The organism is Knoellia remsis, assembly GCF_003002895.1.
GTDB classification, from domain to species: Bacteria; Actinomycetota; Actinomycetes; order Actinomycetales; family Dermatophilaceae; genus Knoellia; species Knoellia remsis.
This window is the reverse complement of sequence record NZ_PVTI01000015.1, coordinates 52,517-78,334: the sequence shown is the minus strand read 5'-3', so window position 1 is coordinate 78,334 and position 25,818 is coordinate 52,517. Positions and strand designations below refer to the sequence as shown.

Below are 25,818 nucleotides of genomic sequence, written 5' to 3'. Positions count from 1 at the left end.
ATACTATAGGATCTACGAATCAGCCCACCGGCGGGCTGGCACCAGCAGACAAGGGAGTCGACTCGTGGCGTGGACAGCGCAGGACTGGCCCATCGGGGCGGCGCTCATCCAGTTCCCCGGGACCACCGCGGACGGCGCCAGCGTCCAGGACGCCGGGCCGGAGCACTGGTCCCGGATCTTCACCGAGGTCCGCAACGCCGGCTTCGGCCACGTCGACATCACCGACTCGTGGCTGCGCCCCGGGGACCTCGACGCCGCCGGCCGTGACGAGCTGGCCCGCACCATCACCGACGCCCGGCTCGGGATCACTGCGATCTCGGTCGTGCGTCGCAGCGTCATCGACCCGCGCGTCGGCGACGACAACCTCGCCTACGCACTGCGCACCGTCGAGGCGGCCGCCGCCATCGGGGCTCCCGTCGTCTGCCTCGGACTTCACCGTCCGCTGCTCCCGAAGCAGCAGGCCGCCGAATGGTTCTGGACCGAGCCGGGCGACGCCGACCCGCTCGACGACGACTCCGCCTTCGACCTGGCCGTCGAGCGCTTCCGCGAGGTCGGCCGCGCCGCCGCGGCCAACGGTGTCGACCTGTCGCTCGAGCTCTACGAGGACACCTTCCTCGGCACCGCCGACTCGTCCCTACGCCTGCTCGACTCCATCGGCCTCGACAACGTCGGCCTCAACCCCGACGTCGGCAACATCGTCCGCCTGCACCGTCCCGTCGAGCCCTGGCTCGAGATCCTCGAGAAGACCCTGCCGCGCGCGAACTACTGGCACGTCAAGAACTACTTCCGCGCCCACGACCCGGCGACCGGCGCCTACCTCTCCTTCCCGGCTCCGCTCGAGCTCGGGGTCGTGGACTACCGCCGCGCGATCGAGCTCGCCCTCGCGGCCGGCTTCTCCGGTCCGATCTGCACCGAGCACTACGGCGGCGACGGACTCAGCGTCTCGGCCACGAACCGCCGCTACCTGCGCGACCTCATCGCGACGAAGCAGGAGGTGGCCCGATGACGTTCGCGCACAACGACGCCGACGCCTTCGCCCGCGAGGCCGTCGAAGGTCTCGCCGCGGCATACCCCGACCACCTCGTCGCCGTGACGGGCGGCGCGGTCCGGGCCACGGCCTCACCCGAGGGCGAGGTCTGCGTCGTCCTCGGCGGCGGCTCCGGTCACTACCCGGCCTTCGCCGGCTGGGTCGGCCGCGGCTTCGCCCATGCCGCGGCGTGCGGCAACACGTTCGCCTCACCGCCAGCGACGCACGTCGCCTCGGTTGCTCGTGCCGCGCAGACCGGCGGCGGCATCGTCCTCGGCTTCGGCAACTACGCCGGTGACGTCCTCCACTTCGGCCAGGCCGCCGAGATCCTGCGCTCCGAGGGCCACGACGTGCGCATCCTCACCGTCGCCGACGACGTCGCCTCGGCCCCGCCCGAGCAGTCCCGCACCCGGCGCGGCGTCGCCGGTGACCTCGTCGTCTTCAAGTGCCTCGCGGCCGCGGCCGCCGAGGGCATGGACCTCGACGCCGTCGAGGAGGTCGGTCGCCGCGCGGACGAGCGCACCCGCTCCTTCGGCGTCGCCTTCACCGGCTGCACGCTGCCCGGCGCCACCGAGCCGCTCTTCACCGTCGCGGACGGGCGCATGGGGCTCGGTCTCGGGATCCACGGCGAGCAAGGCCTCGGCGAGACCGATCTCGTCTCCGCGGACGAACTGGCCGACCTCATGCTCGAGCGCATCCTCGCCGACGTCGGCGACGAGCGCCCGAGTGGGCGCGTCGCCGTCCTCGTCAACGGCCTCGGCTCGACGACCCACGAGGAGCTCTTCGTCCTCTACCGACGGCTCGCGCAGCGCCTCGCCGACGCCGGCCTCACCCCGGTCGCCCCCGAGGTCGGCGAGCTCGTCACGAGCCTCGACATGGCTGGCGTCTCGCTCACCGTGACCTTCCTCGACGACGAGCTCGAGCGGCTCTGGCTCGCCCCCGCCGACACTCCCGCCTTCCGCCGGGGGAGCCTCGGCGCCGAGGCCGCACCGCGTCGCGTCGTCGACGAGGAGGGGGTCAGCGCACCTCCCGCTCGGGCCGGGTCGCCGGAGTCCGCGTATGCCGCACAGCAGCTCGCGCTCGTCCTCGCCTCCGTGCGCGACGCGGTCGCGGACGAGGCCGGTCGCCTCGGCGAGATCGACGCCGTCGCCGGCGACGGGGACCACGGCATCGGCATGAGCCGCGGGACGGCTGCAGCCGCGCGGGCGGGGGAGCAGGCAGCCGGTGCCGGAGCCGGCCTCGGTGCGACCCTCGCCGCCGCCGGACTCGCCTGGTCCGAGGACGCCGGCGGCACCTCGGGTGCCCTCTGGGGCGGAGCCCTCGCCGCGGCCGCCGCCCGACTCGGTGACGACACCGCGCCCACCGACACGGACGTCGCCGAGGCCGTGCAGGCCGGCGTCGACGCCGTCACGCGTCTCGGCGGCGCCAGCATCGGCGACAAGACGATGGTCGACGCCGCGCAGCCTTTCGCGCAGGAGCTGACAGACCGCGTCGCAGACGGTGCGGACCTGCGTACCGCACTCGAGTCGGCCGTCGACGCCGCCCGCCGTGCCGCCGACGCCACCGCCGACCTGGTGGCCCACGCCGGCCGCGCCCGCACCCATGGCGACGCCAGCCTCGGCACCCCCGACGCCGGTGCCGTCTCGTTCGCCCTTGTGGCGCAGACCGCCACCTCCGCCTGGCCGGCAGAGGGCGCAGTTGGTGAATCGCCCACAGCGACAACGACTTCCACCCCTGCCACCACTGACCCTGAAGGAGCGTCATCGTGACCGAGACGACCGACGAGACCACTCCCCGCCCGCTGCGCATCGCCGTCGGCGCCGACGAAGCCGGCGTCTCCTACAAGGACGTCTTGCGCGCGGACCTCGAGGGTGACGACCGCGTCGCCGAGGTCGTCGACGTCGGCGTGACGGCGGGCAGCGACGACGAGGACACGGCATACCCGCACGTTGCTGTCCGGGCTGCCCGGCTCGTCGCCGACGGCACCGTCGACCGCGCCCTCCTCGTGTGCGGCACCGGTCTCGGCGTCGCCATCGCCGCGAACAAGGTGCCCGGCGTGCGCGCCGTCACCGCGCACGACTCATTCTCCGTCGAGCGCGCGATCCTCTCGAACAATGCGCAGGTGCTCGGCATGGGTGAGCGGGTCATCGGCCTCGAGCTCGCCCGTCGCCTTGCCCGCGAGTGGGTCGGCTACGCCTTCGACCCCGAGTCGGCCTCGGCCGCCAAGGTGGCCGCCATCGAGTCCTACGAGGAGCGCGGATGACGCTCTGGGTCGGCACGAGCTGGAAGATGACCAAGGGGCTGGACGCCGCGCGCACGTATGCCGCGGGGCTGGCTGCCGAGGTCGTCTCCCGTCGCGCCGGGTCCGGCCGGGTGTGGCCGGGGGTCCAGCCGTTCGTCATCCCGCCGCTCACGGCGCTCACAACGGTGGATGAGGCGCTCGGTGGTGAGCGCGACCAGGTCGTCCTCGGCGTGCAGAACGCCCACTGGGAGGACGACGGCGCGTGGACGGGTGAGGTGTCGGTTCCGCAGGTCGCCGAGCTCGGCGCCCAGCTCGTCGAGATCGGACACTCCGAGCGCCGTGCCCATTTCGGCGAGATCGACGAGACTGTCCGGGCCAAGACGGCCGCGACCGTCCGCCACGGCCTCGTGCCGCTCGTGTGTGTCGGCGAGACCCAGGCCGAGCGCGACGCCGGGCAGGCCGTCGACGTGACCCGGCGTCAGCTCGACGCGGCCCTCGACGGGTTCCGCGACGGGCGGTCCCGGGTCGTGGGCGACGACGGCGAATCCGGCTCTGCCCCAGCCCTTCTCGTGGCCTACGAGCCCGTTTGGGCCATCGGTGAGCAGGGGCGCGAGCCCCGACCCGAGGAGCTCGCCGACGTGCTCTCGGCCCTGCGGTCCCGCGGCGGCGACGACGTCACCGCCCTCCTCTACGGCGGTTCGGTCACCCCCGCCAACGCTGCCGGGCTCCTCGCGCTCCCCGACGTCGACGGGCTCTTCGTCGGCCGGGGTGCGTGGGAGCTCGACGGCTTCCTGTCCATCCTCGACACCGCCTCCACGGCGGCGCAGGCCCGCCCGGGTGACCGGCCGGCATACGTCGCCACCTCTCCCTGAAACCCCACCGGAACACTGGTTCCACCAATCGGAAGGCTCCTGCCATGACCTCGACAAGGACGTCGATCCTCGCCGCGACCTCGCTCGTCGGCCTCATCTCCCTCACCGCTTGTGGCTCCGGCTCCGCTTCCGTCGGCAGCGGCTCCGACAGCGGCTCTGGCGGCGGCTCGTTCGAGCCCAAGGGCAACGTCACGATGGTCGTGCCGTTCGGCGCCGGCGGTGGGAGCGACGCCTCCGGTCGCGCCATCGCGGCGGGACTCGAGAAGGCCCAGCCCGGCCTGAAGATCAACACCGAGAACCGCGAGGGCGGGTCGGGTGCGGTCGGCTATTCGTACTTCATGTCCAAGCAGGGCAACCCGAACTTCCTGCTCCCCGCCGAGACCGCGCTGCTCGCCCTGCCGATCAGCACGAACGTCAAGTTCGACTACACGACGTTCACGCCGATCATGAAGGTCGGCGACGACTACACCCTCGCCGTCGTCGAGGCGAGCTCGCCGTGGAAGACGTGCACCGACGTCATCAACGCCGCGAAGACAGGCAAGGTCGTGGCCGCCGTCTCGGGTGCGACGAGCCTCGACAAGGTCGTCTTCAGCCTCACCGAGCAGGCGACCGGGGTGAAGTTCGACCAGGTCCCCTTCGAGTCCGGTGACGAGGTCCTCGCAGCCCTCCTCGGCAAGCAGATCCAGATCGCCTCGCTCAACCCGGGCGAGGTCGTCGAGCAGCTCAAGGCCGGCAAGCTGCGCGCCCTCTGCTCCTTCTCCGACGAGCGCTACGAGTACCCCGAGCTCAAGGACATCCCCACGGCGAAGGAGCAGGGCGTCGACGTCTCCTACGCGCAGTTCCGCGGGCTCATCGCCCCCGGCAAGCTCAAGGACGCCGAGAAGCAGTACTGGATCGACGCGTCGAAGAAGTTCGTCGAGTCCGACGACGCCAAGAAGTACATCGCCGACAACTACCTGCAGCCGAACGCGCTCTTCGGCGACGACTTCACGGCATACCTCAAGTCCAACAGCGAGGACCTGAAGAAGGCGCTGGGCAAGTGAGCCACCTGACCTCCCTGCGCCGCAGCGGCGAGGCGATGCTGTATGCCGCGATCGCGCTGCTCGGTCTCGTCGCCGCGGTCGTGGGCTCCGGTTACGGCATGTTCGGCGAGGGCGGCCGGATCGGCCCCGGCTTCCTGCCGGTCGTCGCCGGCGCCCTCACCGCGGCCCTCTGCGCGTCCGTCGCCGTCGGTGTCGTCCGACGGGCGGCGCACGGCGAGCCGGAGCCGTCCATCGAGCCGGTGCCCGACATCGACTCGACGGGCCGCTCCGAGAAGCAGCGGGTGCTCAACCTCTGGGTCGTCTTCGGTCTGACCCTCGTCGCCCTCCTGCTCGTCCAGGTCGTCGGGTTCCTCGCGGCGTTCGGGCTGCTCGTCCTCGTCATCTCGGCGGTCGTCGAGAAGCAGAACGTCGTGAAGTCCCTCGTCATCACGACGGCGGCGCTGGCCGTGGTCTACCTGCTCTTCGGGCTCTTCCTCGGCGTGCCCCTCCCCGGCGGGATGCTCGGGCTCGGGACGGAGGCCTGATGATCGACAACCTCCTCCTCGGCTTCTCGACAGCGCTCACCCCGGAGAACCTGCTGTGGTGCTTCGTCGGTGTCCTCGCGGGAACGATCATCGGCCTGCTGCCCGGCCTCGGGTCGACGACCGGTGTCGCCGTGCTGCTGCCGCTGACGCTGGCGTTCGAGCCGGTGACGGCGCTCATCATGCTCGCCGGCATCTACTACGGCGCGCAGTACGGCGGCACGATCACGTCGGTGCTCATCTCGACCCCCGGTGAGGCGTCGAGTGTCGTCACGACTCTCGACGGCTACCAGATGGCTCGCAAGGGCAGAGCCGGGGCGGCGCTCGCCATCGCCGCCATCGGGTCGTTCGTCGCCGCGATCTTCTCGCTCATCGTGCTCATGGCGATCGCGCCGCCCTTCGCGCAGTTCGCGCTGAAGTTCGGGCCCATCGAGAACCTCGCCATCATGATCCTCGGCCTCGCGACGATCGTGAGCTTCTCTGGCGACTCCAAGCTGCGCGGGTTCGCGATGGCCGTCCTCGGCCTGCTGCTCGCGACGGTCGGCCTCGACGCCGCCACCGGCACCGCCCGGTTCACCGGCGACAACGTCAACCTCTTCAGCGGCATCCCGTTCGTCGAGGTGATGATCGGCCTCTTCGCCGTGGGTGAGGTGATGTACCAGCTGCGCATCGGTGCGGCCGAGCCCATCCGGGCCCGCTTCCGTGACCTCGTCATCACCAAGAGCGAGCTCAGGCGCAGCGTCGGACCAATTGGGCGTGGCAGCGTCATCGGCTTCCTTCTCGGCTGCCTGCCCGGCGCCGGCTCGACCCTCGCGTCGTTCATCGCCTACGGCGTGGAGAAGCGGGTCTCGCCGCACAAGGACGAGTTCGGCAAGGGCGCCATCGAGGGCGTTGCTGCTCCCGAGAGCGCGAACAACGCGGCGGCCAACGCGAACTTCGTCCCGACACTCACCCTCGGCATCCCCGGCGGTGGCACGACGGCCGTCCTCCTCGGAGCGTTCACGATCTACGGCCTGCAGCCCGGCCCGCTGCTCTTCGAGAGCCAGCCGGACCTCGTCTGGGGCCTGCTCGTGTCGTTCTTCATCGGCAACGTCATGCTGCTCGTGCTCAACCTGCCGCTCGCACCACTCTTCGCGCAGATGCTGCGGATCCCGTACGTCTACCTCTACCCGCTGATCCTCTTCACGAGCTTCGTCGGCGCCTACTCCATCGACAACAACATGTTCAGCGTGTGGGTCGTGTTCTTCTCGGGCGTCGCCGGCTACCTCATGAAGCTCTACGGCCTCCCCATGGCGCCCCTCGTTCTCGGGCTCGTCATCGGGCCGCTGTTCGAGAAGGCGCTGACCCAGACGTCCGCGCTCGGCGACGGCAACCTGCTCGTCATCTTCACCCGGCCGATCGCGGTCGTCGTGCTCGCGCTCGCGGTGCTCCTCGCCGCCGGCCCGAGCCTGGCCTCGCGCCTGCGCCGCCGCCGTCTGCCCACCGCCTGACCCTCCCCGTGCCCGACTGATTGCGCACAGTTCGCATCCCCGCATGCGAACTGTGCGCAATCAGTCGTCGGGAGCGGAAGGGGAGCGGGCCGGATACGCTCGACGGGACCGAGCCGAACGGCATACGCACCGAGCCGGACGGCATGGGCCAGCATGCCGAACGGCATACGGAACGGCAGGAACACCCTCGCGCGTTGGAGGAGACATGAACAACCATTTCAACGGGCTGAAGACCGCGGGTCTCTTCGGCCTCATCTGGGCGCTGCTGCTCGGCCTCGGCTGGGTCGCGGCGCGCTCCTTCGGCAACAGCGCCTTCATCTGGATCTTCGGGCTCATCGGCGTCGCCACGACGTTCTACTCGTACTGGAACAGCGACAAGCTCGCGATCCGCGCCATGCGCGCGTTCCCGGTGAGCGAGGCCGAGGCGCCGGCGATGTACCGCATCGTCCGCGAGCTCTCGACCAAGGCGAACCAGCCGATGCCGCGGCTCTATGTCTCGCCGACCGAGGCCCCCAACGCCTTCGCCACCGGCCGCAACCCGCAGAACGCCGCGGTCTGCTGCACCCAGGGCATCCTCCAGCTCCTCGACGAGCGCGAGCTGCGCGGCGTCCTCGGGCACGAGCTCATGCACGTCTACAACCGCGACATCCTCACCGGCTCCGTCGCCGCCGCCATCGCCGGTGTCATCGGCACCATCGGGCAGATCCTGTCGTTCGGCGCGATGTTCGGTGGGGGCAACCGCGACAACAACGGCGGCAACGCCATCGCCGGTCTCGCCATGGCCTTCCTCGCACCGATCGCGGCGATGTTCGTCCAGCTGGCCATCTCGCGCACCCGCGAGTACGACGCCGACGAGGACGGCGCGAAGCTCACCGGCGACCCGCTCGCCCTCGCGTCCGCGCTCGCCAAGCTCGAGGCCGGTGTGGCCCGCGCCCCGCTCGCCCCGACCAAGGACGTCGTCAACGCGAGCCACATGATGATCGCCAACCCGTTCCGGGCGCAGGACATCTCGCGCCTCATGGCGACCCACCCGCCGATGGCCGACCGCATTGCCCGCCTCCAGGGCATGGCGACGGGCTACAACCCCAACAACTGAGCCGACCAGACCCGCAACGACGGCGCACGCCTCGCACCCTCGCGGTGCGGGCGTGCGCCGTCCGTCGCGGGAGGAGCTCACGTCAGGGTGTAGCTCACCCCGACGGTGTCGTATGCCGTGACTCCCGTTCGCGACGAATCTCCTCCAGGACGCCTCGAATCAGGTCATCCGTCAGGGGAGGGCCCTGCGCAGGAGAAGGCGGCGCTGTCTCCCCGGCGCCCGGTGCCGGGAGGTGCCCCGCGTCGTCAGCCGGTCGGGAGTCGCTGCCCATTCTCTGAGGGTAGTCCGGCTTGGCGTCATGGACGACGAACTTTCGGAAGACCTGTGGCAGGCTCGCGCCGTGCCATCACTGACTCGCGACGAAGCCCGGCAGCGGGCGCAGCTCATCACCGTCGACCGCATGGAGGTCGACCTCGACCTCGACCGCGGAGCGGAGCACTTCGGGTCCACGACCCGGATCACGTTCTCCTGCAACGAGCCCGGCGCGGCGACGTTCCTTGACCTGCGGCCCGTGAGCTGTGAGCGGATCGAGCTCAACGGCACACCGATCGACCCGGCCACCATCACCGACGGGCGACTCCCGCTCGCCGACCTGCGCGCCGAGAACACCGTCGAGGTGGTTGCGACGATGGCCTACTCCCATGACGGCCAGGGCCTGCACCGCAGCCACGACCCGGCCGACGGGGAGGACTACGTCTACGGCCACCTCTTCCTCGACGCGGCTCCCACGGTCTTCGCGTGCTTCGACCAGCCCGACCTCAAGGCGCCCTACTCCGTGACCGTCCGCGCGCCGGAGACCTGGGTGGTCGTCGGCAACGGGCGCGCCACGCGAGCCGACGACAACCTCTGGCGGCTCAGCGAGACCCTGCCGCTGGCAACGTACTTCGTCACCGTCTGCGCCGGCCCCTACGTCTCCCTCCACGACTCCCACGACGGCATCGAGCTCGGCATCCACGCCCGCCGCAGCCTCCAGGGCGAGCTCGAGCGGCACGCCCCCCAGATGTTCGAGGTGACGAAGCAGTCCTTCGACCACTTCCACTCCACCTTCGACGTCCGCTACCCGTTCGGCGACTACGACCAGGTCTTCGTCCCCGAGTTCAACGCCGGCGCGATGGAGAACCCCGGCTGCGTCACCTTCCGCGACCAGATGCTCTTCCGCGGCGCGGCCACCCGCGAGCAGGTCCTCCAGCGCAGCAACACGATCTCGCACGAGATGGCGCACATGTGGTTCGGCGACCTGGTGACGATGCGCTGGTGGGACGACCTGTGGCTCAACGAGTCCTTCGCCGAGTTCATGGCCTACACCGCGACGAGCACCGCGACCGAGTTCACCGACAGCTGGGTCGAGTTCGGCATCGCTCGCAAGCAGTGGGGGTATGCCGCGGAGCGGGCTCCATCGACCCATCCCGTTGCGGGGTCGCCGGCTCCCGATGCGCACAGCGCGCTCGAGAACTTCGACGGCATCTCCTACGCCAAAGGTGCGTCGGTGCTGCGCCAGCTCGTCGCCCACGTCGGGAAGGACGCGTTCGACGCCGGCGTGACGGCATACCTGCGCTCGCACGCCCACGGCAACGGTGAGCTCGCCGAGTTCCTCGCCGCGATGGAGCAGGCGTCGGGCCGGGACCTCGGCGACTGGAGCCGCGCGTGGCTTGAGACGGCGGGCGTCGACGTTCTCGCCGTGGACCGCGATGGCACCCTCACCCGGACGACGCCGAGCCAGTATCCCGCCGACCGCGTGCACACCCTCGACGTGGCAGGTTTCACCGACGGGGCCCAGGTGTTCCGGACCGACGTCGTCCTCGAGGGCCCGAGCGCGCAGGTGGGTCTCGATGCCGCCGCAGCCGTCGTCGTGCCCAACGCGGGCGACCTTACCTGGGCGCAGGTCGACCTCGACGAGACCACGCGCGGCAACCTCGCCCGCGAGCTCCCCATGATCGAGGACCCCGTGGCCCGCGGAGTCCTCTGGGGCGCGGTCCTCACGGGCACCTACCGCGGCACGGTCGACCCGCGGTTCGCGCTCGACGTCGCCGCCGAGGCGTGGGCTGGCGAGTCCGATGACGCGCTGCTGTCGCGGGTCGCGCTGGCCCTCACCGACCGGATCGTTCCGACCTTCCTCGCGGAGGGTGAGGTCACACCGGCTCGCGCCCGGCTCGCCGAGGCTGCCGCCGGAGTGCTCGACCGCGTCGAACCCGGTTCTGCCCGTGCGCTCGTCGCCGCCCGGGTGCTGGCCGCGACGACGACCGACGAGACCGTGCTGCGCGGCTGGCTCGACGGCCGGGACCTGCCCGTAGGACTGGACGGCGACACCGACTTCCGCTGGCTCGTCGTCCATGCCCTCGCCCGGCTCGGCCTCGCCGACGACGCGCTCATCGAAGCCGCCGAGGCGAGCGACCGCACCCTGACCGGCCGCCTCGGCGGGCTGACCGCGCGCGCCGCGCGACCCGGCACACCGGACAAAGAGTGGGCGTGGCGCGAGCTGACGACGAACCGGGACCGCTCGAACTATGAGCTCAACGCGCTCGCGACCGGCTTCTGGTCGAGCGGGTCGGTCGAGACCCTGCGTCCGTATGCCGCGCGCTACGTCGACGACATCCCGCACCTCGCGCAGTGGGTCGGGGCCGATGCGCTGGATCGCGTTGCGGCACTGGCGTTCCCGTCACGCGTCGTCGAGCCGGAGACGGTCGAGCTGGTGCGCGCCGCGATGGCGCGCCCGGACGTCACGGCGGGTGTCCGGCGGTCCATGGGCGACGAGCTGTCCAAGCTCGAGGAGGCGCTCGCCTCACGCGCCCGCTGGGCCTGATCCACTACTGCCGCAGCAGAGCGGCAATGCGTCACAGGGGAACGGCTTCCTGCAGCACGCGTTCGCGAACTGGCGGCGCAAGGGAGGACTCGGGGACGAGGTCGACATCGAAGTCCAGCAACTCCGAGAGCCTCAGCTCGAGCTGCGAGAGCTGCATCAGCCCGATGGGTTCGCCCGGGGTAACGGGAGCGGGGCGCCGGAGTCCGAAACCCGCGCGGCGTGCGCGAAGGCACGAACCGCGGCGGACGGCATACCGGCATGGCGAGATCCAGCCAAGGTGATGCGCCGTGTTCCCACCCGCTGCTAGGTTGCGCGCGCAGCGCACCAACGGAGGGGCGCACTCATCGGGGAAGGCACACACGCACATGCGTTCATTCATCATGCGGTTGGGGGGTGCGCTGCTGACGACTCTGCTCGCCCTCGGCCTGCTGTCAGCGCCGGCGCACGCCGAGCCCTCAACCCTGTCGGGCACGATCACGTCCGACGTCACGGGCGAGCCGGTCGGCGGCTGCGTCACGGCCTATGACACGGACTACACCTACGTCAACGGCACCTGCTCCGACGAGACGGGGGCGTGGACCCTCGACGTCGAGGCCGGGGTTGCCTACAAGCTCGAGGTCACCGCATTCGACGGTCGGCACGTCGGCGAGTGGGCACAGGATGCGGACTCCTTCGAGGCCGCGCAGGCGTTCGTCGCGCCCGCGACGGTCGACGTCGGCCTCCGCGTGGGCGGCACGATCGGCGGCAGCCTGACCCGCGCCGACGGCAGCCCCGCCGAAGGGGCATCCGTGAGTGTGCTCCGGTCGGGAGATCTCACGCCCGTCGCCTGGACCTCTGTCGGCGCCTCACCCGAAGTCGGGGCCAGCCAGTGGTCGACCGTGGTCGCTCCCGGCGAGTACGTCGTCGAGTTCTGGGACAACGGCACGCAGCAGTGGGCCATCGGCCAGACCTCGATCGAGACCGCGACCCGCTTCAGCGTGACCTCGGACGCCACAACGCGCGTGGATGACCGGTTCCTCGGCTCGGCCACGGTCACGGGTGTCGTCCGTAGCGACGCGACGGGTCAGCCCGTCGAGGGTGTGTGCGTCGGCATCTTCATCCCCACCGACGACCCCGACAACATCATTCAGCCCGGCGAGGGGTGCACCGGAGCGGACGGGCGCTACGAGGTCGCGCTGTCCGAGGAGGGCACGTTTGCCGCCGTCTTCAGCGACCCGCAGGGCCGTTTCGTCGCGGAGTACTCAGGCGACACGCGAGTCCTCGGTGACGCCGAGACGTTCACCGTGAGCCGACAGGCGCCTGCGGTCGTCGATGCCTTGCTCGCCACGGCCAGCACCATCACCGGTCGGGCAGTCGACGCCAAGACCGGCGCCCCCATTGCCGACGCCTGCCCCAGCGCGTATGCCGGTCGTTCCGGCGGCTACGTCAGGGGACAGGTCAGCGATTGCTCGGGCGCCGACGGACGCTGGGCGGTCAAGGGCCTCGCCTCGGGTGAGTACACGGTCGCGGTCGATGCTGACGGCGAGCCGCGGGTCTACTCCCGGACGTGGGCCTACAAGGCCACCTCGCAGGCGACGGCCGCGCTCATCACGGTGCCGGCAGCGTCGACCAAGGCCATCCGCGACGTCCAGATGCTTCCCGGCGGGACGGTCACCGGCGTCATCACCGGCCCGACGGGCCAGCCGGTCGCCGATGCGTGGGTGCGCATCGACGGTGGCTACCCCGGGCGGGTCGGCCCCGGCGAGGGCCCGTACACCGCGCAGACCGACGCCAACGGCCGCTACACGATCCAAGGCGTCCCGCCGGGCGAGCACTCCGCGTTCGTCTACACGATGTCCGACGACACGTTGGCTCCAGAGTGGTCGGGCAACGCGCTGACGAGCTCCTCGGCCACGACGTTCCAGGTCAAGGCGCTCAAGACCACGACCTTCAACGCCCAGCTGGCGCCGGCATCGAGGCTCGGCATCACCGTGGTCGGTGCCGACGGCGCGCCGATCGACCGTTACCTCACCGGCACGATCTACAACGCCGCCGGCGACTACATCGGTGACTTCGACAGCGCCAACGGCACGGTCTACGGCCCGGGTGCGCTGCCCGCCGGGAGCTTCACGCTCCGGCTCGAGGACGGCGAGACGGGCGAGGTCTGGTGGTACGACGGCGTGACGAGGGAGTCGGGCCGGACCGCCGTCACCCTCGCCTCAGGCGAGCGCAAGGAGATCACCTTCCGAGTCTCCTGACCGGTGCCGGCCGCGCCGCGCGCGGCGAGCGGACGGCACACGGGACGAAGAAACGAGGCGGGGCCGGAGACCGCAGAGGTCTCCGGCCCCGCACCGTGTCGCGGCCCAGCCGCGGCGAGCGCGAGCGCGTCAGCGGTAGTTCGTGAACTGCAGCGCGACGTCGAGGTCGGCCTCGCCCAGCATCCGCTGGACGGCCTGCAGGTCGTCGCGCGACTTGCTCGTCACGCGCAGCTCGTCGCCCTGGATCTGGGACTTCACGCCCTTGGGGCCCTCGTCGCGGATGAGCTTGTTGATCTTCTTCGCGTTCTCCTGCGAGATGCCCTGCTTGAGCGGCACGTCGAGCTTGTACTCCTTGCCCGACAGCCGCGGCCCGGCCTCGGGCACGTCGAGGTGCTTGAGCGACACCTTGCGCTTGACGAGCCACGTCTTGACGACGTCGAGGACAGCGAGGACCCGCTCCTCGGAGTTCGCCTGCATCGAGATGGTCTCGCCGCTCAGCTCGACGGAGGCCCCGACGTTCTTGAAGTCGTAGCGGTTCGCGACCTCCTTGGCCGCGGCGTTCACGGCGTTGGCGATCTCCTGCTTGTCGTAGGTGCTGACGATGTCGAAGCTGCTGTCGGCCACGATCCCTCTCCCGATTTAGTGCAGTGCGGTCGACTTGCTATCCTTCCATGCGCACCCGGCGGGTTGCCCGAGCGGCCAATGGGAGTGGACTGTAAATCCATCGCGAAAGCTACGAAGGTTCGAATCCTTCACCCGCCACCAGTGCTCCACGAAGCCCCTGACCAGCAGGTATGCCGGTCAGGGGCTTCGCTCTCGTCACCGCGCCTCGCGTGGTCGGCCGAGTGCGGGGTCAGCCGCCGGGGGTGATGATCTGACGGACCTCGGAGCCCTCGTGGAGCCGGTCGAGGGCGGTGTTGATGTCGCCCAATGGCACGTGGTTCGCGGTGACGAGCCGGTCCGCGGGCAGCAACCCCGCGGCATACAGGTCGAACAGGCGCGGCAGGTCGCGCCGCGGCACCGAGCTGCCCATGTAGGAGCCGAGGATCGACTTCTCCTCGCCGACGAGCGCCGCGATCGGGACGGCGATCTCGTGGCGCGGGTGCGGGAGACCGGCGACGACGACGCGGCCGCCCACCTTCGTTGCTCCGTATGCCGTGGCGAGTGCCGCGGGGTGGCCGGCGGCCTCGATCGTGGCGGCGGCTCCGCCGCCGGTGAGGTCCTTGATCTCCTCGACCGCGGTGTCCGAGGCGAGGACGGTGTGGGTCGCGCCGACGTCGCGGGCCGACTGGAGCTTGGACTCGACGGTGTCGACGGCGATGACGGGGTGCGCGCCGCCGAGAGCCGCGGCCATGACGGCCGAGATGCCGACGCCGCCGAGGCCGACGACGGCGACGGACTCGCCCGGTCGCACGGCGGCGGTGTTGAGGACCGCGCCGGCGCCGGTGAGGACGGCGCACCCGAAGACCGCCGCCACGTCGAGCGGCACCTCGTCCGGGACCCTGATGAGCGAGCGAGGGGAGACGACGGTCCGCTCGGCGAAGGCGCTGACACCGAGGTGCTGGTGCAGCTCGGCACCGTCGGCGTCGCGGAACGGACGGCGACCGGTGACGAGGCGCGCCTCCCGGTTCGCGGCCTGGGCGTCGGCGCAGCGGACCGGGTTGCCACCGGCACAGTTCGCGCAGTGGCCACACGACGGGACGTAGGAGCACACGACCCGGTCACCCGGTGCCACGTCGGTGACCCCGGCGCCGACCTCCTCGACGACACCGGCGGCTTCGTGCCCGAGCACCATGGGGACCGGGCGGGGCCGGTCGCCGTTGACGACGGAGAGGTCGGAGTGGCACAGCCCGGCGGCCTCGATGCGGACGAGGACCTCACCCGGGCCGGGTCCGTCGAGGGTGACGGTCTCGACGCCGAGCGGCGCGGACGTCGCGAAGGGGTGCTCGTCGGTCGGCTCACGCAGCACTGCGGCTCGGGTCTGCACGGACATGCAGCGATCCTCTCCCATCGTGGTGCCGCACAGCGCGGTTCGTGCCCCGACTCACGCGGCCGGCCCCGCCTTGAAGTCGTCGACTGGTGGACATGAGATGTTCACCCGTTCCACCCGCGCTTCCGAGGCTGCGTTCCTACCTTGACCCGCATGCTCTCTTCCCGCACCCTTGCCAGCGTCGTCGTCGCCGCTGCCGCGACCACCGCACTCGTCTCCACGGCCGGCACGTCCGCCGTCGCCGCACCGCCCGCGCCCGAGGTCACGCTGACCCCGATCGGCACCTACGCCACCGGCGCCTTCGACGAGGGCGCGTCCGAGATCGTCGCCCACGACCCGACCCGTCAGCGGCTCTTCGTCGTCAACGCGCAGGCCGGCACCGTCGACGTCCTCGACATCCGCGACCCGCGCAACCCCGTCAAGCTCACCGCGCTCGCCACCCCCGGCGCCAACAGCGTCGCCGTGAGTGGTGGCCTCGTCGCCGTCGCGCAGCAGGCCGACACCAAGACCGACCCCGGCTCGGTCACCTTCTTCGACGCCGCGACGTATGCCGTCCGCGGCCGGGTCACCGTCGGCTCGCTCCCCGACATGGTCACCTTCACCGGCAACGGCGAGTGGGCGCTCGTCGCGAACGAGGGCGAGCCGGAGGGCTACTGCGCCGGGCAGGTCGACCCCGAGGGCAGCGTCTCCGTCATCGACCTCCGCCAGGGCGCCGAGAAGGCGAGCGCGAAGACCGCCGGCTTCACGGCATACAACGACGAGGTCGACGCGCTGCGCGCGCAGGGCGTGCGGATCTTCGGGCCTGGCGCGACCGTGGCGCAGGACCTCGAGCCCGAATACATCACGACCTCGACGAACGGGAAGACCGCGTGGGTCACCCTGCAGGAGGCCAACGCCATCGCCACCGTCGACGTCCGCACCGCGACGGTCACCGACATCGCACCGCTCGGGCTCAAGGACCACTCGCTCGCGGGCCAGGGCCTCGACGCCTCCGACAAGGACAAGAAGATCGCCATCGCGCAGTGGCCGGTCAAGGGCATGTACCAGCCCGACGCCATCGCCGCGTATGCCGTGAAGGGCCAGAGCTACCTCGTCACCGCGAACGAGGGCGACGCCCGCGACTACGACTGCTTCTCCGAGGAGGAGCGCATCAAGGACGTCACCCTCGACCCGGCCGCGTTCCCCAATGCCGCTGCGCTGCAGCAGGACTCGGCGATCGGCCGGCTCAACATGTCGACGGCGACCTCGCCGAAGGGACCGAACGGCTACACCGAGCTGCAGGTCTTCGGCGGTCGCTCCGTCAGCGTCCGCGCCGCCGACGGCACCCTCCTCTGGGACTCCGGTGACGCCCTCGAGCAGCTCACGGCCACGGTCGACCCGGAGCTCTTCAACGCCGACCACACCGAGAACGGCTTCGACAAGCGCAGCGACAACAAGGGTCCCGAGCCGGAGGGTCTCGACCTCGGCAAGCTCGGCGGTCGCACCTACGCCTTCGTCGGACTGGAGCGCAACAGCGGCATCGTGGCGGTCGACGTCACCGACCCGGCGAACGGGCGCATCGCCGGCTACGGCAGCAACCGGGACAAGAGCGGCGACCCGGAGGCCGGCACGGCAGGTGACCTCGGGCCCGAGGGGATCCTCTTCATCGCTGGCGAGGACAGCCCCACGGGCACGCCGCTCCTTGCCGTCGGCAACGAGGTTTCCGGGACGACCACTCTCTGGGAGATCGCCACGAAGTGATGCCGCGGCGCCCCACCCACCCGGCTCCTCTGCCATGGTGGTCCGATGAGTGACGCCGCGGTGGCCGGGCTCGTCCTCGCGGCGGGGGCGGGGCGCCGCATGGGCGGCCCCAAGGCGCTGCTCCGGCTCTCGCCGTCCGGGCCGTCCCTCGTCGAGCTCACCGTGTCGCGGCTGCGGGACGCCGGGGTCACGGACGTGCACGTCGTCGTCGGCTCCGCCGCGCCCAGTGTCACGCGACGGGCGCAGGCGGTCGGCGGCACGGTCGTCGAGGCGGCGAACTGGGACGAGGGTGCTGGGGCTTCGCTGCGCCGCGGTCTGGACTCCCTCGAAGGCGGTGACGCGAGAGCGGTCGTGCTCATGCTCGTCGATCTGCCCGACGTCGGCAGCGACGTCCACGCCCGGCTCCTCGACGCCGTCGACGGTGACCTCGACGGCGCCCTGGTGCGGGCGGCATACGACGGGCGAGGCGGGCACCCGGTCCTCATCGGGCGCGACCACTGGACCTCCGTGCGCACCCACGCGGTGGGGGATCACGGGGCGCGCGACTGGTTCGACACCCACCGCCCTCACCTCGTCGAGTGCGGCGACCTCGCGACCGGGCGCGACGTCGACCGCCCGGCCGACGTGTGAGGCTCAGTCCGACTCGTCCGCTGTGCCCGTGGATGCCGCGGCGGGTGCGGCGGCCTTCTGGCTGCGGGCTCCACGGCCGCGGCGGCCGCGGGCGGGCTCGGGCTGCGGCGGCTCCCAGTTGGCGGCGCCGACGATGATCATCCGCAGCTGCTTCTGGGTGCGGGCAACGGCCTCCTCGTCGTGCTGCCGGCTCGAGCGGTCGCCCGGGGAGCTGACGAGTGCCTCGACGAGACCCGTCACGGTCGTGACGATGAGCGCGGCGAGGGTGCGCACGTCCTCGCTCGGCCAGCGGTTGACCTGCGGGAGGCGGCTGAGGTCCATGGCGAGCTCGAGTTCGAAGAGCTCCATCTGACGGTGCAGCGCGTCGCGCACGAGCGGCGGCCCGGCGATGCGCTCCCGTGCGAGGAAGAGGAAGTGCGCGCGCCGGTCGGCGACGTTCTTGGCGAGGATGGCGATGGAGCCCTCGATCATCGAGTCGAGGTCGGTGTCGCGGCGCACCTCGCGCATCGTCTGCCGCATCGCGCCGAAGGAGTCGTCGAGCAGGGCCAGCCCGAGCTCCTCGACCGAGGCGAAGTGGCGGTAGATCGCCGCCGGCACGATGCCGACGTCCTTGGCCACCGAACGCAGCGAGAGCTTGGCGAGCCCACCCTCCTCGCTGAGGCGCAGGGCGGAGTCGAGGATCGAGGTGCGGGTCCGCTCCTTGCGCGCCTGACGGGTGACGGGGGCCTTGGGCATGAGCCCAGTTTAGTCGGATGTGAATGGTTGTTCATCGACTGAGCGACGAGACATGCCCGTGTGTGGCAGTTCACGCATGGATCTGACTTGCCAAGAGACAACGCATGTGTTCATCATGTCAGTGAACAGTTATTCACTCAATCCGAAGGAGGTCACCATGAGTGTTGTTCAGTCCCTGCTTCGCTCGCCGGTCGTCACCGCGCTCGCGTCACCGCACGGCATCGACCGCTACCTCGAGATCGTCAACCCGCTCTGGGCGGCGCACGAGGTTCGCGCCCGCGTCGTCGACGTCACCCGCGAGACCCGCGCCGGAGCCCCCGTCACGACCCTGCGCCTGCGCCCGTCGAACACGTGGCGCGGCCACCGCGCCGGCCAGCACGTCCAGCTCGGCATCGAGCTCGGCACCGCCCGCCGGCTCACCCGGGCGTTCTCCATCTCCTCCCCGGAGTCCGGTCCCGGCGACGACATCACCATTACCGTGCGGGCCCGCGAGGAGGGCGCCGTCTCGGCCCACCTCGCCGAGCTCGCCCGACCCGGCGCGCTCGTCCACCTCGGCCAGGCCGAGGGTGAGTTCACCCTCCCCGAACCGCTGCCGTCCCGGCTCATCCTCATCTCCGCCGGTTCCGGCATCACGCCCGTCATGTCGATGGTCCGCACCCTCATGCGACGCGGCTACGGCGGCACCATCACGTTCCTGCACTACGCCCGCTCGGCCCAGCACCAGATCTTCGCCGACGAGATCGCCACCCTGCCGCCCAACGTCCACGTCCACCTCGTCCACACCCGCGCCGGCGGCGAGCGCTTCACCCGTGATGCACTCGCGCGGCTCGTCCCCGACTTCGCCGACGTCGACACCTTCGCCTGCGGCCCCGCCGGTCTCATCGAGACCGTGCAGGAGGCGTATGCCGGGAGCGACCGTCTGCGGGTCGAGTACTTCCGCGTCCCCTCGGCGGCGTCGGGGGACGCCGAGGGCACGATCACGTTCTCCCGCAGCGGAACCCGGGTCGCCAACAGCGGCGCCACGATCCTCGAGCAGGCCGAGGCCGCCGGGCTCACCCCCGAGTTCGGTTGCCGCATGGGCATCTGCTTCACCTGCACCGCCCGCAAGCCCGAGGGCGCGGTGCGCAACGTCGTCAATGGTGAGGAGAACGCCATGCCCGACGACGACATCCGCATCTGCGTCAACGCCCCCGTCGGCGACTGCACGGTCGACCTCTGACCGCACAGACATCCACCCCACCAGCCATGCGAGAGAAGGGAACTCAGCCATGACTCTCACCGCAACCCGCCCGGCGGACAGCCCGCCGGCGCGCACCACGCCCGTTCGCACCCCGAAGCCGGCCACGCCCGCAGCGGCCACATCGACCGACGACGCGAGCACCCGGCATACTCCCGAAGCGTTCACGACGCCTCCGGTCTCGACCGAGCACACCACCTCGATCAGCGACCTGCTCAGCCCCGAGGAGCTCGAGGCGTTCGGCGCCGAGATGGACGCGATCCGCGAGAAGGTGATCGCCTCCCTCGGAGACGAGGACGCGGCATACATCCGCCGAATCGTGAAGTGGCAGAGGGGATTCGAGGTCGCCGGACGCGCGCTGTTCTACGTGCCGCCCGCCTGGCCGCTCGCCGTCGCGTCGCTGTCGATCAGCAAGATCCTCGACAACATGGAGATCGGCCACAACGTCATGCACGGCCAGTACGACTGGATGGGCGACCCCGGCTTGTCGTCGCGCATGTTCGAGTGGGACACGATGGCGCCCGCCGAGAACTGGAAGTACGGGCACAACTACCTGCACCACACCTTCACCAACATCGTCGGCAAGGACCGCGACATCGGCTACGGCATCCTGCGCATGGACGACGACCAGAAGTGGCGGCCGCACCACCTGCTCAACCCGGTCAACGCCTTCCTGCTCATGGTGTTCTTCGAGTGGGGCGTCGCGCTGCACGACCTCGAGGTCGAGAACATCGCCTCGGGGGAGCGCGGCTGGGCCGAGACCAAGCCGGTGCTGCGCCGGATCCGCCGCAAGATGGGGCGCCAGGTCCTCAAGGACTACGTCCTCTTCCCGGCGCTCACCGGCCCGCTGTTCCCGTTGACGTTCGCCGGCAACGCGGTCGCGAACCTCGTGCGCAACATCTGGGCCTTCAACATCATCTTCTGCGGGCACTTCCCGACGGGCGTCGCGACGTTCTCGATGGAGGAGACCGAGAACGAGACGCGCGCCCAGTGGTACGTCCGCCAGCTGCTCGGCTCGGCGAACATCACCGGCAGCGAGCTCTTCCACGTTCTGTCCGGCAACCTCTCGCACCAGATCGAGCACCACCTCTTCCCGGACATCCCCGCGCGCCGCTACCCGCAGGTCGCGGCCGAGGTCCGGGAGGCGTGCGAGCGCTACGGCCTGCCGTACAACACCGGCTCGCTGGGCCACCAGCTCGGCTCGGTCTTCCGCAAGATCGGCCGGCTCGCCCTCCCGCCCCGCCGCGGTCGCTAGTCGCATTCCGGCGTATGCCGGTCAGTCACCTCCCGTCCCGAACTCACCCCAGTGGACGGTTCGGGACGGGCGGGTGGCTCAGGCGGCGCGGCCCCAGTCGCCCTGGTGTCCGCCGCGCGACCCCCCGCCGCGCGACTCCCAGTCGTGCAGGCCGCGGCGGGCGTCGGCGTCGTGCTCGACGTGGTTGCGGAAGTCGTCGGTCCACGGAGGCGTGGCGTTGCGGCGGTGGTTGCGTTCGAGCGCCCAGAGGAAGAGCGCGGTGAGGATGAGTGCGGGGATGGCGGGGGCGACGGAGCTGATGATCGAGGTCATGGCACGAGTTTGTCGCTGCACCACATCCTGCCACGAGTGGCAGATCTGACGCTCTTGCACAAGATGCTGCCACCCTGCGAGGATCGCACCCATGGCCCTGCGTTCCATCGCCGTCCTGCTCCAGGACCCCGTCGCGACCTTCGAGTACGGCGTGCTCTGCGAGGTCTTCGGCGTCGACCGCGTCGACGACGGTGTCCCGGCGTTCGACTTCCGGGTCGTGACCGAGCACCCAGGCCGCCCGCTCGCGAGCGAAGCGGGAGTGCGGGTCGCGGTCGAGGACGGGCTCGACGCCGCCGCCGACGTCGACCTGCTCGCCATCCCGGCCAGCGAGTCAGCCCACGAGCCGTCCGAGGCGGTCAAGGCCGCCGTGCGTGACGCGGTCGAGCGTGGCGCCTGGGTGCTGTCGGTCTGCTCGGGCGCCTTCACCCTCGCCGAGGCCGGGGTTCTCGACGGACGCGAGTGCACGACGCACTGGAGGTACACGGATCGTCTCGCGGCGGCATACCCGAACCTCAAGGTCGACCCCGACGTCCTCTATGCCCACGACGGCAACGTCATCACGAGCGCCGGCACCGCGGCCGGCCTCGACGCCTGTATGCACCTCGTGCGGCACGAGCTCGGCGCCACGGTCGCCAACCGGATCGCGCGGCGGATGGTCGTCTCGCCCCACCGCGACGGCGGGCAGCGCCAGTTCATCGACCGGCCGGTGCCGGTGACCGACGCCGACAGCCTCGGGCCGGTGCTCGCGTTCATGCTCGAGAACCTCGCCGAGACGCACACCGTCGCCGAGCTCGCGCAGTATGCCGCGATGTCGCCGCGGACGTTCGCGCGCCGGTTCGGGGCCGAGACCGGCACGACCCCGCACCAGTGGCTCGTCGACCAGCGGGTGCTGCGTGCCCGCGAGATGCTCGAGGAGACCGACCTGCCCGTCGAGCAGATCGCGCGTGAGGTCGGGTTCGGCACGGCCGCGCTGCTCCGCCACCACTTCACCAAGTGCACCGGCCTGACACCGACGGTGTTCCGCACCCGCCACCGCGCCACCGCCTGACCCTGGAGGCGCGGTTCTTCACACGATCTGCACAGGTCGTGCCCGCGCACGCCACGCGGGGACTCCTACTGTCGTTCCCATGAGCGACAAGGGTGCGACGGTTCTCGTGGTCGAGGACGAGCCGACGATCAACCAGGCCGTCACCGACCGGCTCCGGGCCGAGGGCTACGAGGTCCACCAGGCGCACGACGGGCCCGGGGCGGTCACGGCGTTCGAGACGCACGAACCCGACCTCGTCGTCCTCGACGTCATGCTCCCCGGCTTCGACGGGCTCGAGGTGTGCCGCCGCATCCAGGCCGTCCGCCCCGTGCCCGTCCTCATGCTCACCGCCCGCGACGACGAGACGGACATCCTCGTCGGGCTCGGCGTCGGCGCCGACGACTACGTCACCAAGCCGTTCCGCATGCGCGAGGTCGTCGCCCGCACCCACGCCCTCCTGCGCCGCGTCGAACGCGCCGCCGAGCTGGCTGCCACGCCCGCGCCGACGTCGACGTTCGGCGGGCTCGAGATCGACGGCCCGGCCCGCCGCGTCACCGTCGACGGCACCGACGTCCACCTCACCCCGCTCGAGTTCGACCTCCTCGCCGCGCTCGCCGCCCGCCCCGGCACGGTCCGCTCCCGTGAGGACCTCATGAGCGAGGTCTGGGGCTGGTCCGACGCGTCCGGCACCCGCACGCTCGACAGCCACGTCAAGTCCCTGCGCGCCAAGATCGGTGCCGCCCGCGTCCGCACCGTCCACGGCGTCGGCTACGCCCTGGAGACCGCGTGAGCCCCGGCGGCGCCCCGCGCGAGCCGCTCGAACGGGTCGGCTCGATCAAGGTCAAGCTCGGCGTCCTCGTCGGCGCGAGCGTCGTCGTGGCCGCGCTGTTCGCGACGATCGGGGACCGGGCGGGTATGCCGCTCTGGGTCACCCTGCCCGTGACCGTCGCCGTCGCGCTCGCGGTCGTCCAGTGGCTCGCGCGAGGCATGACCGCGCCGCTGCGTGAGATGACCCGCGCCGCGAGCTCGATGGCTGCGGGGGACTACGCCCAGCGCGTCTCGACCGCGTCGACCGACGAGGTGGGCCAGCTGTCGCGCGCCTTCAATGCCATGGCCGCCGACCTCGCCGACTCCGACCAGCAGCGCCGCCAGCTCATCGCCACCGTGTCGCACGAGCTCCGCACGCCCCTCACCGCCCAGCGCGCCCTCCTCGAGAACCTCGTCGACGGCGTCGTCCAGCCCGACGACGCCGCGCTGCGTGGCGCGCTCACCCAGTCCGAGCGCCTCAGCGACCTCGTCGGCGACCTGCTCGACCTCTCCCGCATCGATGCCGGCGTCGCGCCCCTGCGCCTCGGCGAGGTGCGCGTGGGTGACCTGCTGCGTGCAGCGGTCAGCGAGGCCGAGCTCGGCTCGCGCGACGTCCGTTTCGTATGCCGGGTGCTCCCCGAGGAGTTCTCGGTCACCGCCGACCCCGCGCGGCTCGCGCAGCTCGTGGCGAACCTGCTCGACAACGCCGCCCGCCACTCGCCCGCCGGTGGCGAGATCGCACTCGTGGCAACGGTTCTCGACGACCGGACGTGGTCCCTCGAGTTCGTCGACGAGGGCCCGGGCATCCCGGCAGAGAAGGCCGCCGACGTCTTCCGCCGCTTCGGCACCGGCGACGACTCCGGCGGTGGCACCGGTCTCGGCCTGGCCATCGCCTCATGGGTGGCCGAGCTCCACGGCGGCTCGATCGCCGTCGTCCCGACTCCGCCCGGCGGACGAGGCGCGCGGCTGCGCGCGGTCCTGCCGCGGCATACGACCGCTCACGCAACCGTCACCGCCGCGACGCCCGCCGTCGCGATCACCCACAGCTCAGGATCGACGAATGCCCTTGTGGCACAGGAGGAAACCATGACCAAGGCCGTCCCGCCCTCTGCGACCACGCCACCGTCTCGACCCTCGACGCAGCCGGCCAAGGGCTCCGCTCGACCGACGCCGGAACCATGGACCGACCAGCTCTTCGGTCGCTTCTGGCCCGAGTCCAGCCTCGGCCCGCAGCCACGGCTCCTCCTCGGTGCGCTGGGCATCGGGCTGCTCGGAGCGCTCACCCTGCCGGAGCGGCGCATCGGCATCGCGGCCGGGCTCGTCGCGATGCTCGCCGCCGCGCTCATCCTTTCCGCGTCCACTGAGCGGCGAAGCTTGTGGCGTGTCCTCGCCGTGGGGCTCGGGGTGGCTCTGACCGCGATGACCGCGATCCGGGCGGCCGAGTGGGTCGCCGTGCTCGGCACCATGCTCGCCGCACTGTTGCTGGCTGCCGCGGTGACCGGCGCCAGGTCAGTCCTCAGCATCCCGCTGTCCGCGATGTCCTGGGTGCTCGCGGGCCTGCGCGGGCTGCCGCTGCTCGGGCGGACGCTCACCGCGACGAGCCGCATGTCGTTGCTCTGGCCGGTGCTGCGGACGGCGGCGATCGCACTCGTCGGGCTCGTCCTCTTCGGTGGCCTGTTCGCCTCCGGTGACGCGCTCTTCGGGTCGTGGGCGAGCTCGCTCGTGCCCGACCTGCGGTGGGACTCGATCATCGCGCGGATCTTCGTCTTCGTCTTCGTCGCCGGTGTCGCACTGGCCGGGTCGTACCTCGCGCTCAACCCGCCGCGCATCGCCGACCTCGACGTGCCGCGCGGTGCGCCGGTCCGGCACCGCTGGGAGTGGCTCGTGCCGCTCGGCGTCGTCACCGCCCTGTTCGCCATGTTCCTCGTCGCCCAGGCCACGGCGATGTGGGGAGGCCACGAATACCTCAGGGAGACAACGGGTCTCACGTATGCCGAGTACGTCCACCAGGGCTTCGGCCAGCTCACCGTGGCGACCTTCTTCACCTTCGTCGTCATCGGGCTGGCCACCCGCAAGGCTCCTCAGGAGACGGCCTCGGACCGGCTGTGGCTCCGCGCGTCGCTCATCACGCTGTGTGTGCTGACGCTGGCCGTCGTCGCGTCGGCGCTCTACCGGATGAGCCTCTACCAGGAGGCCTACGGCTACACGGTCGTGCGCGTCTTCGTCGACGGGTTCGAGCTGTGGCTGGGACTGCTGCTCGTCCTCATGATCGTCGCCGTCGTCCGGCTCAACGGTTCGTGGCTGCCGCGGGCGGCCCTCGTCACCGGCGCGCTGTTCTTCCTCGGGTTCGCGGTGATGAACCCCGACGGCTGGGTCGCCGCCCGCAACATCGAGCGGTTCCACGAGACGGGCAAGCTCGACACGCACTACCTCGCCGGGCTCAGCCCGGACGCCACCCCGGCGATCGTCGACGGCCTGTCCGAGCAGCAGGCGGCCTGCGTCCTCGGTGGGCGCGCCATGACGAGGGTTGCGGAAGGTGACGACGTCTTCTCGTGGAGTGTCGGCCGGACGCAGGCCCGCAACGCCGTCGAGGGGCTGACCGTCGCTCCGGATCCGGCCTTCTGCTCGACCTTCGGGACCGGCTACGTCCCGGTCGCGGCCCCGCAAGGTGACTGACCGGCATACGCGCTGCTCGCGGGAAAAACTCACCAATTGAACGGGAGCGGCGCGAACGGCGACGGCGAGCGGACGGCCTAC

At 71.1% G+C, this 25,818-nt stretch carries 22 protein-coding genes and 1 tRNA gene; 18 read left to right on the top strand and 5 right to left on the bottom strand.

Annotated features, from left to right (window positions below; genetic code table 11):
• Positions 1–64 precede the first annotated feature (64 nt).
• The 9 genes from BCF74_RS10290 to pepN all read left to right on the top strand — a co-directional run bounded on the left by BCF74_RS10290 (position 65) and on the right by pepN (position 11,091).
• The gene (locus BCF74_RS10290; RefSeq protein WP_106297868.1) at positions 65–1,006 is read left to right on the top strand and encodes a sugar phosphate isomerase/epimerase family protein; all 942 of its coding nucleotides are present in this window, start codon (positions 65–67) and stop codon (positions 1,004–1,006) included.
• Entirely contained in the window at positions 1,003–2,796 is a 1,794-nt protein-coding gene (locus BCF74_RS10285) for a dihydroxyacetone kinase family protein (RefSeq protein ID WP_106297867.1), read from the top strand. Before BCF74_RS10290 ends, BCF74_RS10285 begins: the two co-directional genes overlap by 4 nt.
• Positions 2,793–3,290: a ribose-5-phosphate isomerase gene (locus BCF74_RS10280; RefSeq protein ID WP_170070210.1), complete on the top strand. Its 498-nt coding sequence runs from the start codon at positions 2,793–2,795 to the stop codon at positions 3,288–3,290. Before BCF74_RS10285 ends, BCF74_RS10280 begins: the two co-directional genes overlap by 4 nt.
• Positions 3,287–4,141 carry a triose-phosphate isomerase gene (locus BCF74_RS10275; RefSeq protein ID WP_106297866.1) on the top strand — a complete coding sequence of 285 codons (855 nt, stop codon included), beginning with the start codon at positions 3,287–3,289 and terminating at the stop codon, positions 4,139–4,141. The genes BCF74_RS10280 and BCF74_RS10275 overlap by 4 nt, the downstream gene beginning before the upstream one ends.
• A gap of 44 nt (positions 4,142–4,185) precedes the next feature.
• Positions 4,186–5,184, top strand: a complete 999-nt coding sequence (locus tag BCF74_RS10270) for a tripartite tricarboxylate transporter substrate binding protein (protein WP_106297865.1) — start codon at positions 4,186–4,188, stop codon at positions 5,182–5,184.
• The gene (locus tag BCF74_RS10265; protein ID WP_106297864.1) at positions 5,181–5,708 is read left to right on the top strand and encodes a tripartite tricarboxylate transporter TctB family protein; all 528 of its coding nucleotides are present in this window, start codon (positions 5,181–5,183) and stop codon (positions 5,706–5,708) included. Before BCF74_RS10270 ends, BCF74_RS10265 begins: the two co-directional genes overlap by 4 nt.
• Positions 5,708–7,195, top strand: a complete 1,488-nt coding sequence (locus tag BCF74_RS10260) for a tripartite tricarboxylate transporter permease (protein ID WP_106297863.1) — start codon at positions 5,708–5,710, stop codon at positions 7,193–7,195. Before BCF74_RS10265 ends, BCF74_RS10260 begins: the two co-directional genes overlap by 1 nt.
• 205 nt (positions 7,196–7,400) lie before the next feature.
• Positions 7,401–8,291 (top strand): zinc metalloprotease HtpX, encoded by an 891-nt coding sequence (gene htpX / locus BCF74_RS10255; protein ID WP_106297862.1) that lies wholly within the window; start codon positions 7,401–7,403, stop codon positions 8,289–8,291.
• 340 nt (positions 8,292–8,631) lie between these two features.
• Entirely contained in the window at positions 8,632–11,091 is a 2,460-nt protein-coding gene (gene pepN / locus BCF74_RS10250) for an aminopeptidase N (protein ID WP_170070209.1), read from the top strand.
• Positions 11,092–11,122: 31 nt separating this feature from the next.
• Here the strand turns inward: pepN and BCF74_RS17890 are convergent, their stop codons facing one another.
• Positions 11,123–11,248 (bottom strand): hypothetical protein, encoded by a 126-nt coding sequence (locus BCF74_RS17890; RefSeq protein WP_281257182.1) that lies wholly within the window; start codon positions 11,246–11,248, stop codon positions 11,123–11,125.
• Between the two features lie 208 nt (positions 11,249–11,456).
• Here BCF74_RS17890 and BCF74_RS10245 point away from each other — a divergent pair, with 208 nt between their 5' ends.
• Entirely contained in the window at positions 11,457–13,328 is a 1,872-nt protein-coding gene (locus tag BCF74_RS10245; protein WP_106297860.1) for a carboxypeptidase-like regulatory domain-containing protein, read from the top strand.
• Positions 13,329–13,457: 129 nt separating this feature from the next.
• Here BCF74_RS10245 and BCF74_RS10240 read toward each other — a convergent pair whose 3' ends face one another.
• Positions 13,458–13,952: a YajQ family cyclic di-GMP-binding protein gene (locus BCF74_RS10240; RefSeq protein ID WP_106297859.1), complete on the bottom strand. Its 495-nt coding sequence runs from the start codon at positions 13,950–13,952 to the stop codon at positions 13,458–13,460.
• Between the two features lie 57 nt (positions 13,953–14,009).
• Here BCF74_RS10240 and BCF74_RS10235 point away from each other — a divergent pair.
• A tRNA-Tyr gene (locus BCF74_RS10235) sits at positions 14,010–14,093 on the top strand.
• Between the two features lie 88 nt (positions 14,094–14,181).
• On the opposite strand, the gene BCF74_RS10230 is transcribed toward BCF74_RS10235, so the two are convergent.
• Positions 14,182–15,321, bottom strand: a complete 1,140-nt coding sequence (locus BCF74_RS10230) for a zinc-binding dehydrogenase (RefSeq protein ID WP_106297858.1) — start codon at positions 15,319–15,321, stop codon at positions 14,182–14,184.
• Between the two features lie 150 nt (positions 15,322–15,471).
• Here BCF74_RS10230 and BCF74_RS17075 point away from each other — a divergent pair, with 150 nt between their 5' ends.
• Both BCF74_RS17075 and BCF74_RS10220 read left to right on the top strand, forming a co-directional pair.
• On the top strand, positions 15,472–17,058 hold the full coding sequence (locus BCF74_RS17075; protein WP_170070208.1) for a choice-of-anchor I family protein: 1,587 nt from the start codon (positions 15,472–15,474) through the stop codon (positions 17,056–17,058).
• 45 nt (positions 17,059–17,103) lie between these two features.
• Positions 17,104–17,688 (top strand): nucleotidyltransferase family protein, encoded by a 585-nt coding sequence (locus tag BCF74_RS10220; RefSeq protein ID WP_106297856.1) that lies wholly within the window; start codon positions 17,104–17,106, stop codon positions 17,686–17,688.
• A gap of 3 nt (positions 17,689–17,691) precedes the next feature.
• Here BCF74_RS10220 and BCF74_RS10215 read toward each other — a convergent pair whose 3' ends face one another.
• Positions 17,692–18,423, bottom strand: a complete 732-nt coding sequence (locus BCF74_RS10215; protein WP_106297855.1) for a TetR family transcriptional regulator — start codon at positions 18,421–18,423, stop codon at positions 17,692–17,694.
• Positions 18,424–18,580: 157 nt separating this feature from the next.
• On the opposite strand from BCF74_RS10215, the gene BCF74_RS10210 reads away from it, so the two are divergent.
• Both BCF74_RS10210 and BCF74_RS10205 read left to right on the top strand, forming a co-directional pair.
• On the top strand, positions 18,581–19,642 hold the full coding sequence (locus tag BCF74_RS10210) for a ferredoxin reductase (protein ID WP_106297854.1): 1,062 nt from the start codon (positions 18,581–18,583) through the stop codon (positions 19,640–19,642).
• A gap of 49 nt (positions 19,643–19,691) precedes the next feature.
• The gene (locus tag BCF74_RS10205; RefSeq protein ID WP_106297853.1) at positions 19,692–20,915 is read left to right on the top strand and encodes a fatty acid desaturase family protein; all 1,224 of its coding nucleotides are present in this window, start codon (positions 19,692–19,694) and stop codon (positions 20,913–20,915) included.
• Positions 20,916–20,993: 78 nt separating this feature from the next.
• Here BCF74_RS10205 and BCF74_RS10200 read toward each other — a convergent pair whose 3' ends face one another.
• On the bottom strand, positions 20,994–21,227 hold the full coding sequence (locus BCF74_RS10200; RefSeq protein WP_106297852.1) for a hypothetical protein: 234 nt from the start codon (positions 21,225–21,227) through the stop codon (positions 20,994–20,996).
• Between the two features lie 91 nt (positions 21,228–21,318).
• Here BCF74_RS10200 and BCF74_RS10195 point away from each other — a divergent pair, with 91 nt between their 5' ends.
• The 3 genes from BCF74_RS10195 (at position 21,319) to BCF74_RS10185 (ending at position 25,737) form a co-directional block, all read left to right on the top strand.
• Positions 21,319–22,275, top strand: a complete 957-nt coding sequence (locus BCF74_RS10195; protein ID WP_106297851.1) for a GlxA family transcriptional regulator — start codon at positions 21,319–21,321, stop codon at positions 22,273–22,275.
• Positions 22,276–22,354: 79 nt separating this feature from the next.
• Positions 22,355–23,044, top strand: coding sequence for a response regulator transcription factor (locus BCF74_RS10190; RefSeq protein ID WP_106297850.1), 690 nt, complete (start codon positions 22,355–22,357; stop codon positions 23,042–23,044).
• Positions 23,041–25,737 (top strand): DUF4153 domain-containing protein, encoded by a 2,697-nt coding sequence (locus BCF74_RS10185; RefSeq protein WP_106297849.1) that lies wholly within the window; start codon positions 23,041–23,043, stop codon positions 25,735–25,737. The genes BCF74_RS10190 and BCF74_RS10185 overlap by 4 nt, the downstream gene beginning before the upstream one ends.
• The last annotated feature ends 81 nt before the right edge of the window (positions 25,738–25,818 follow it).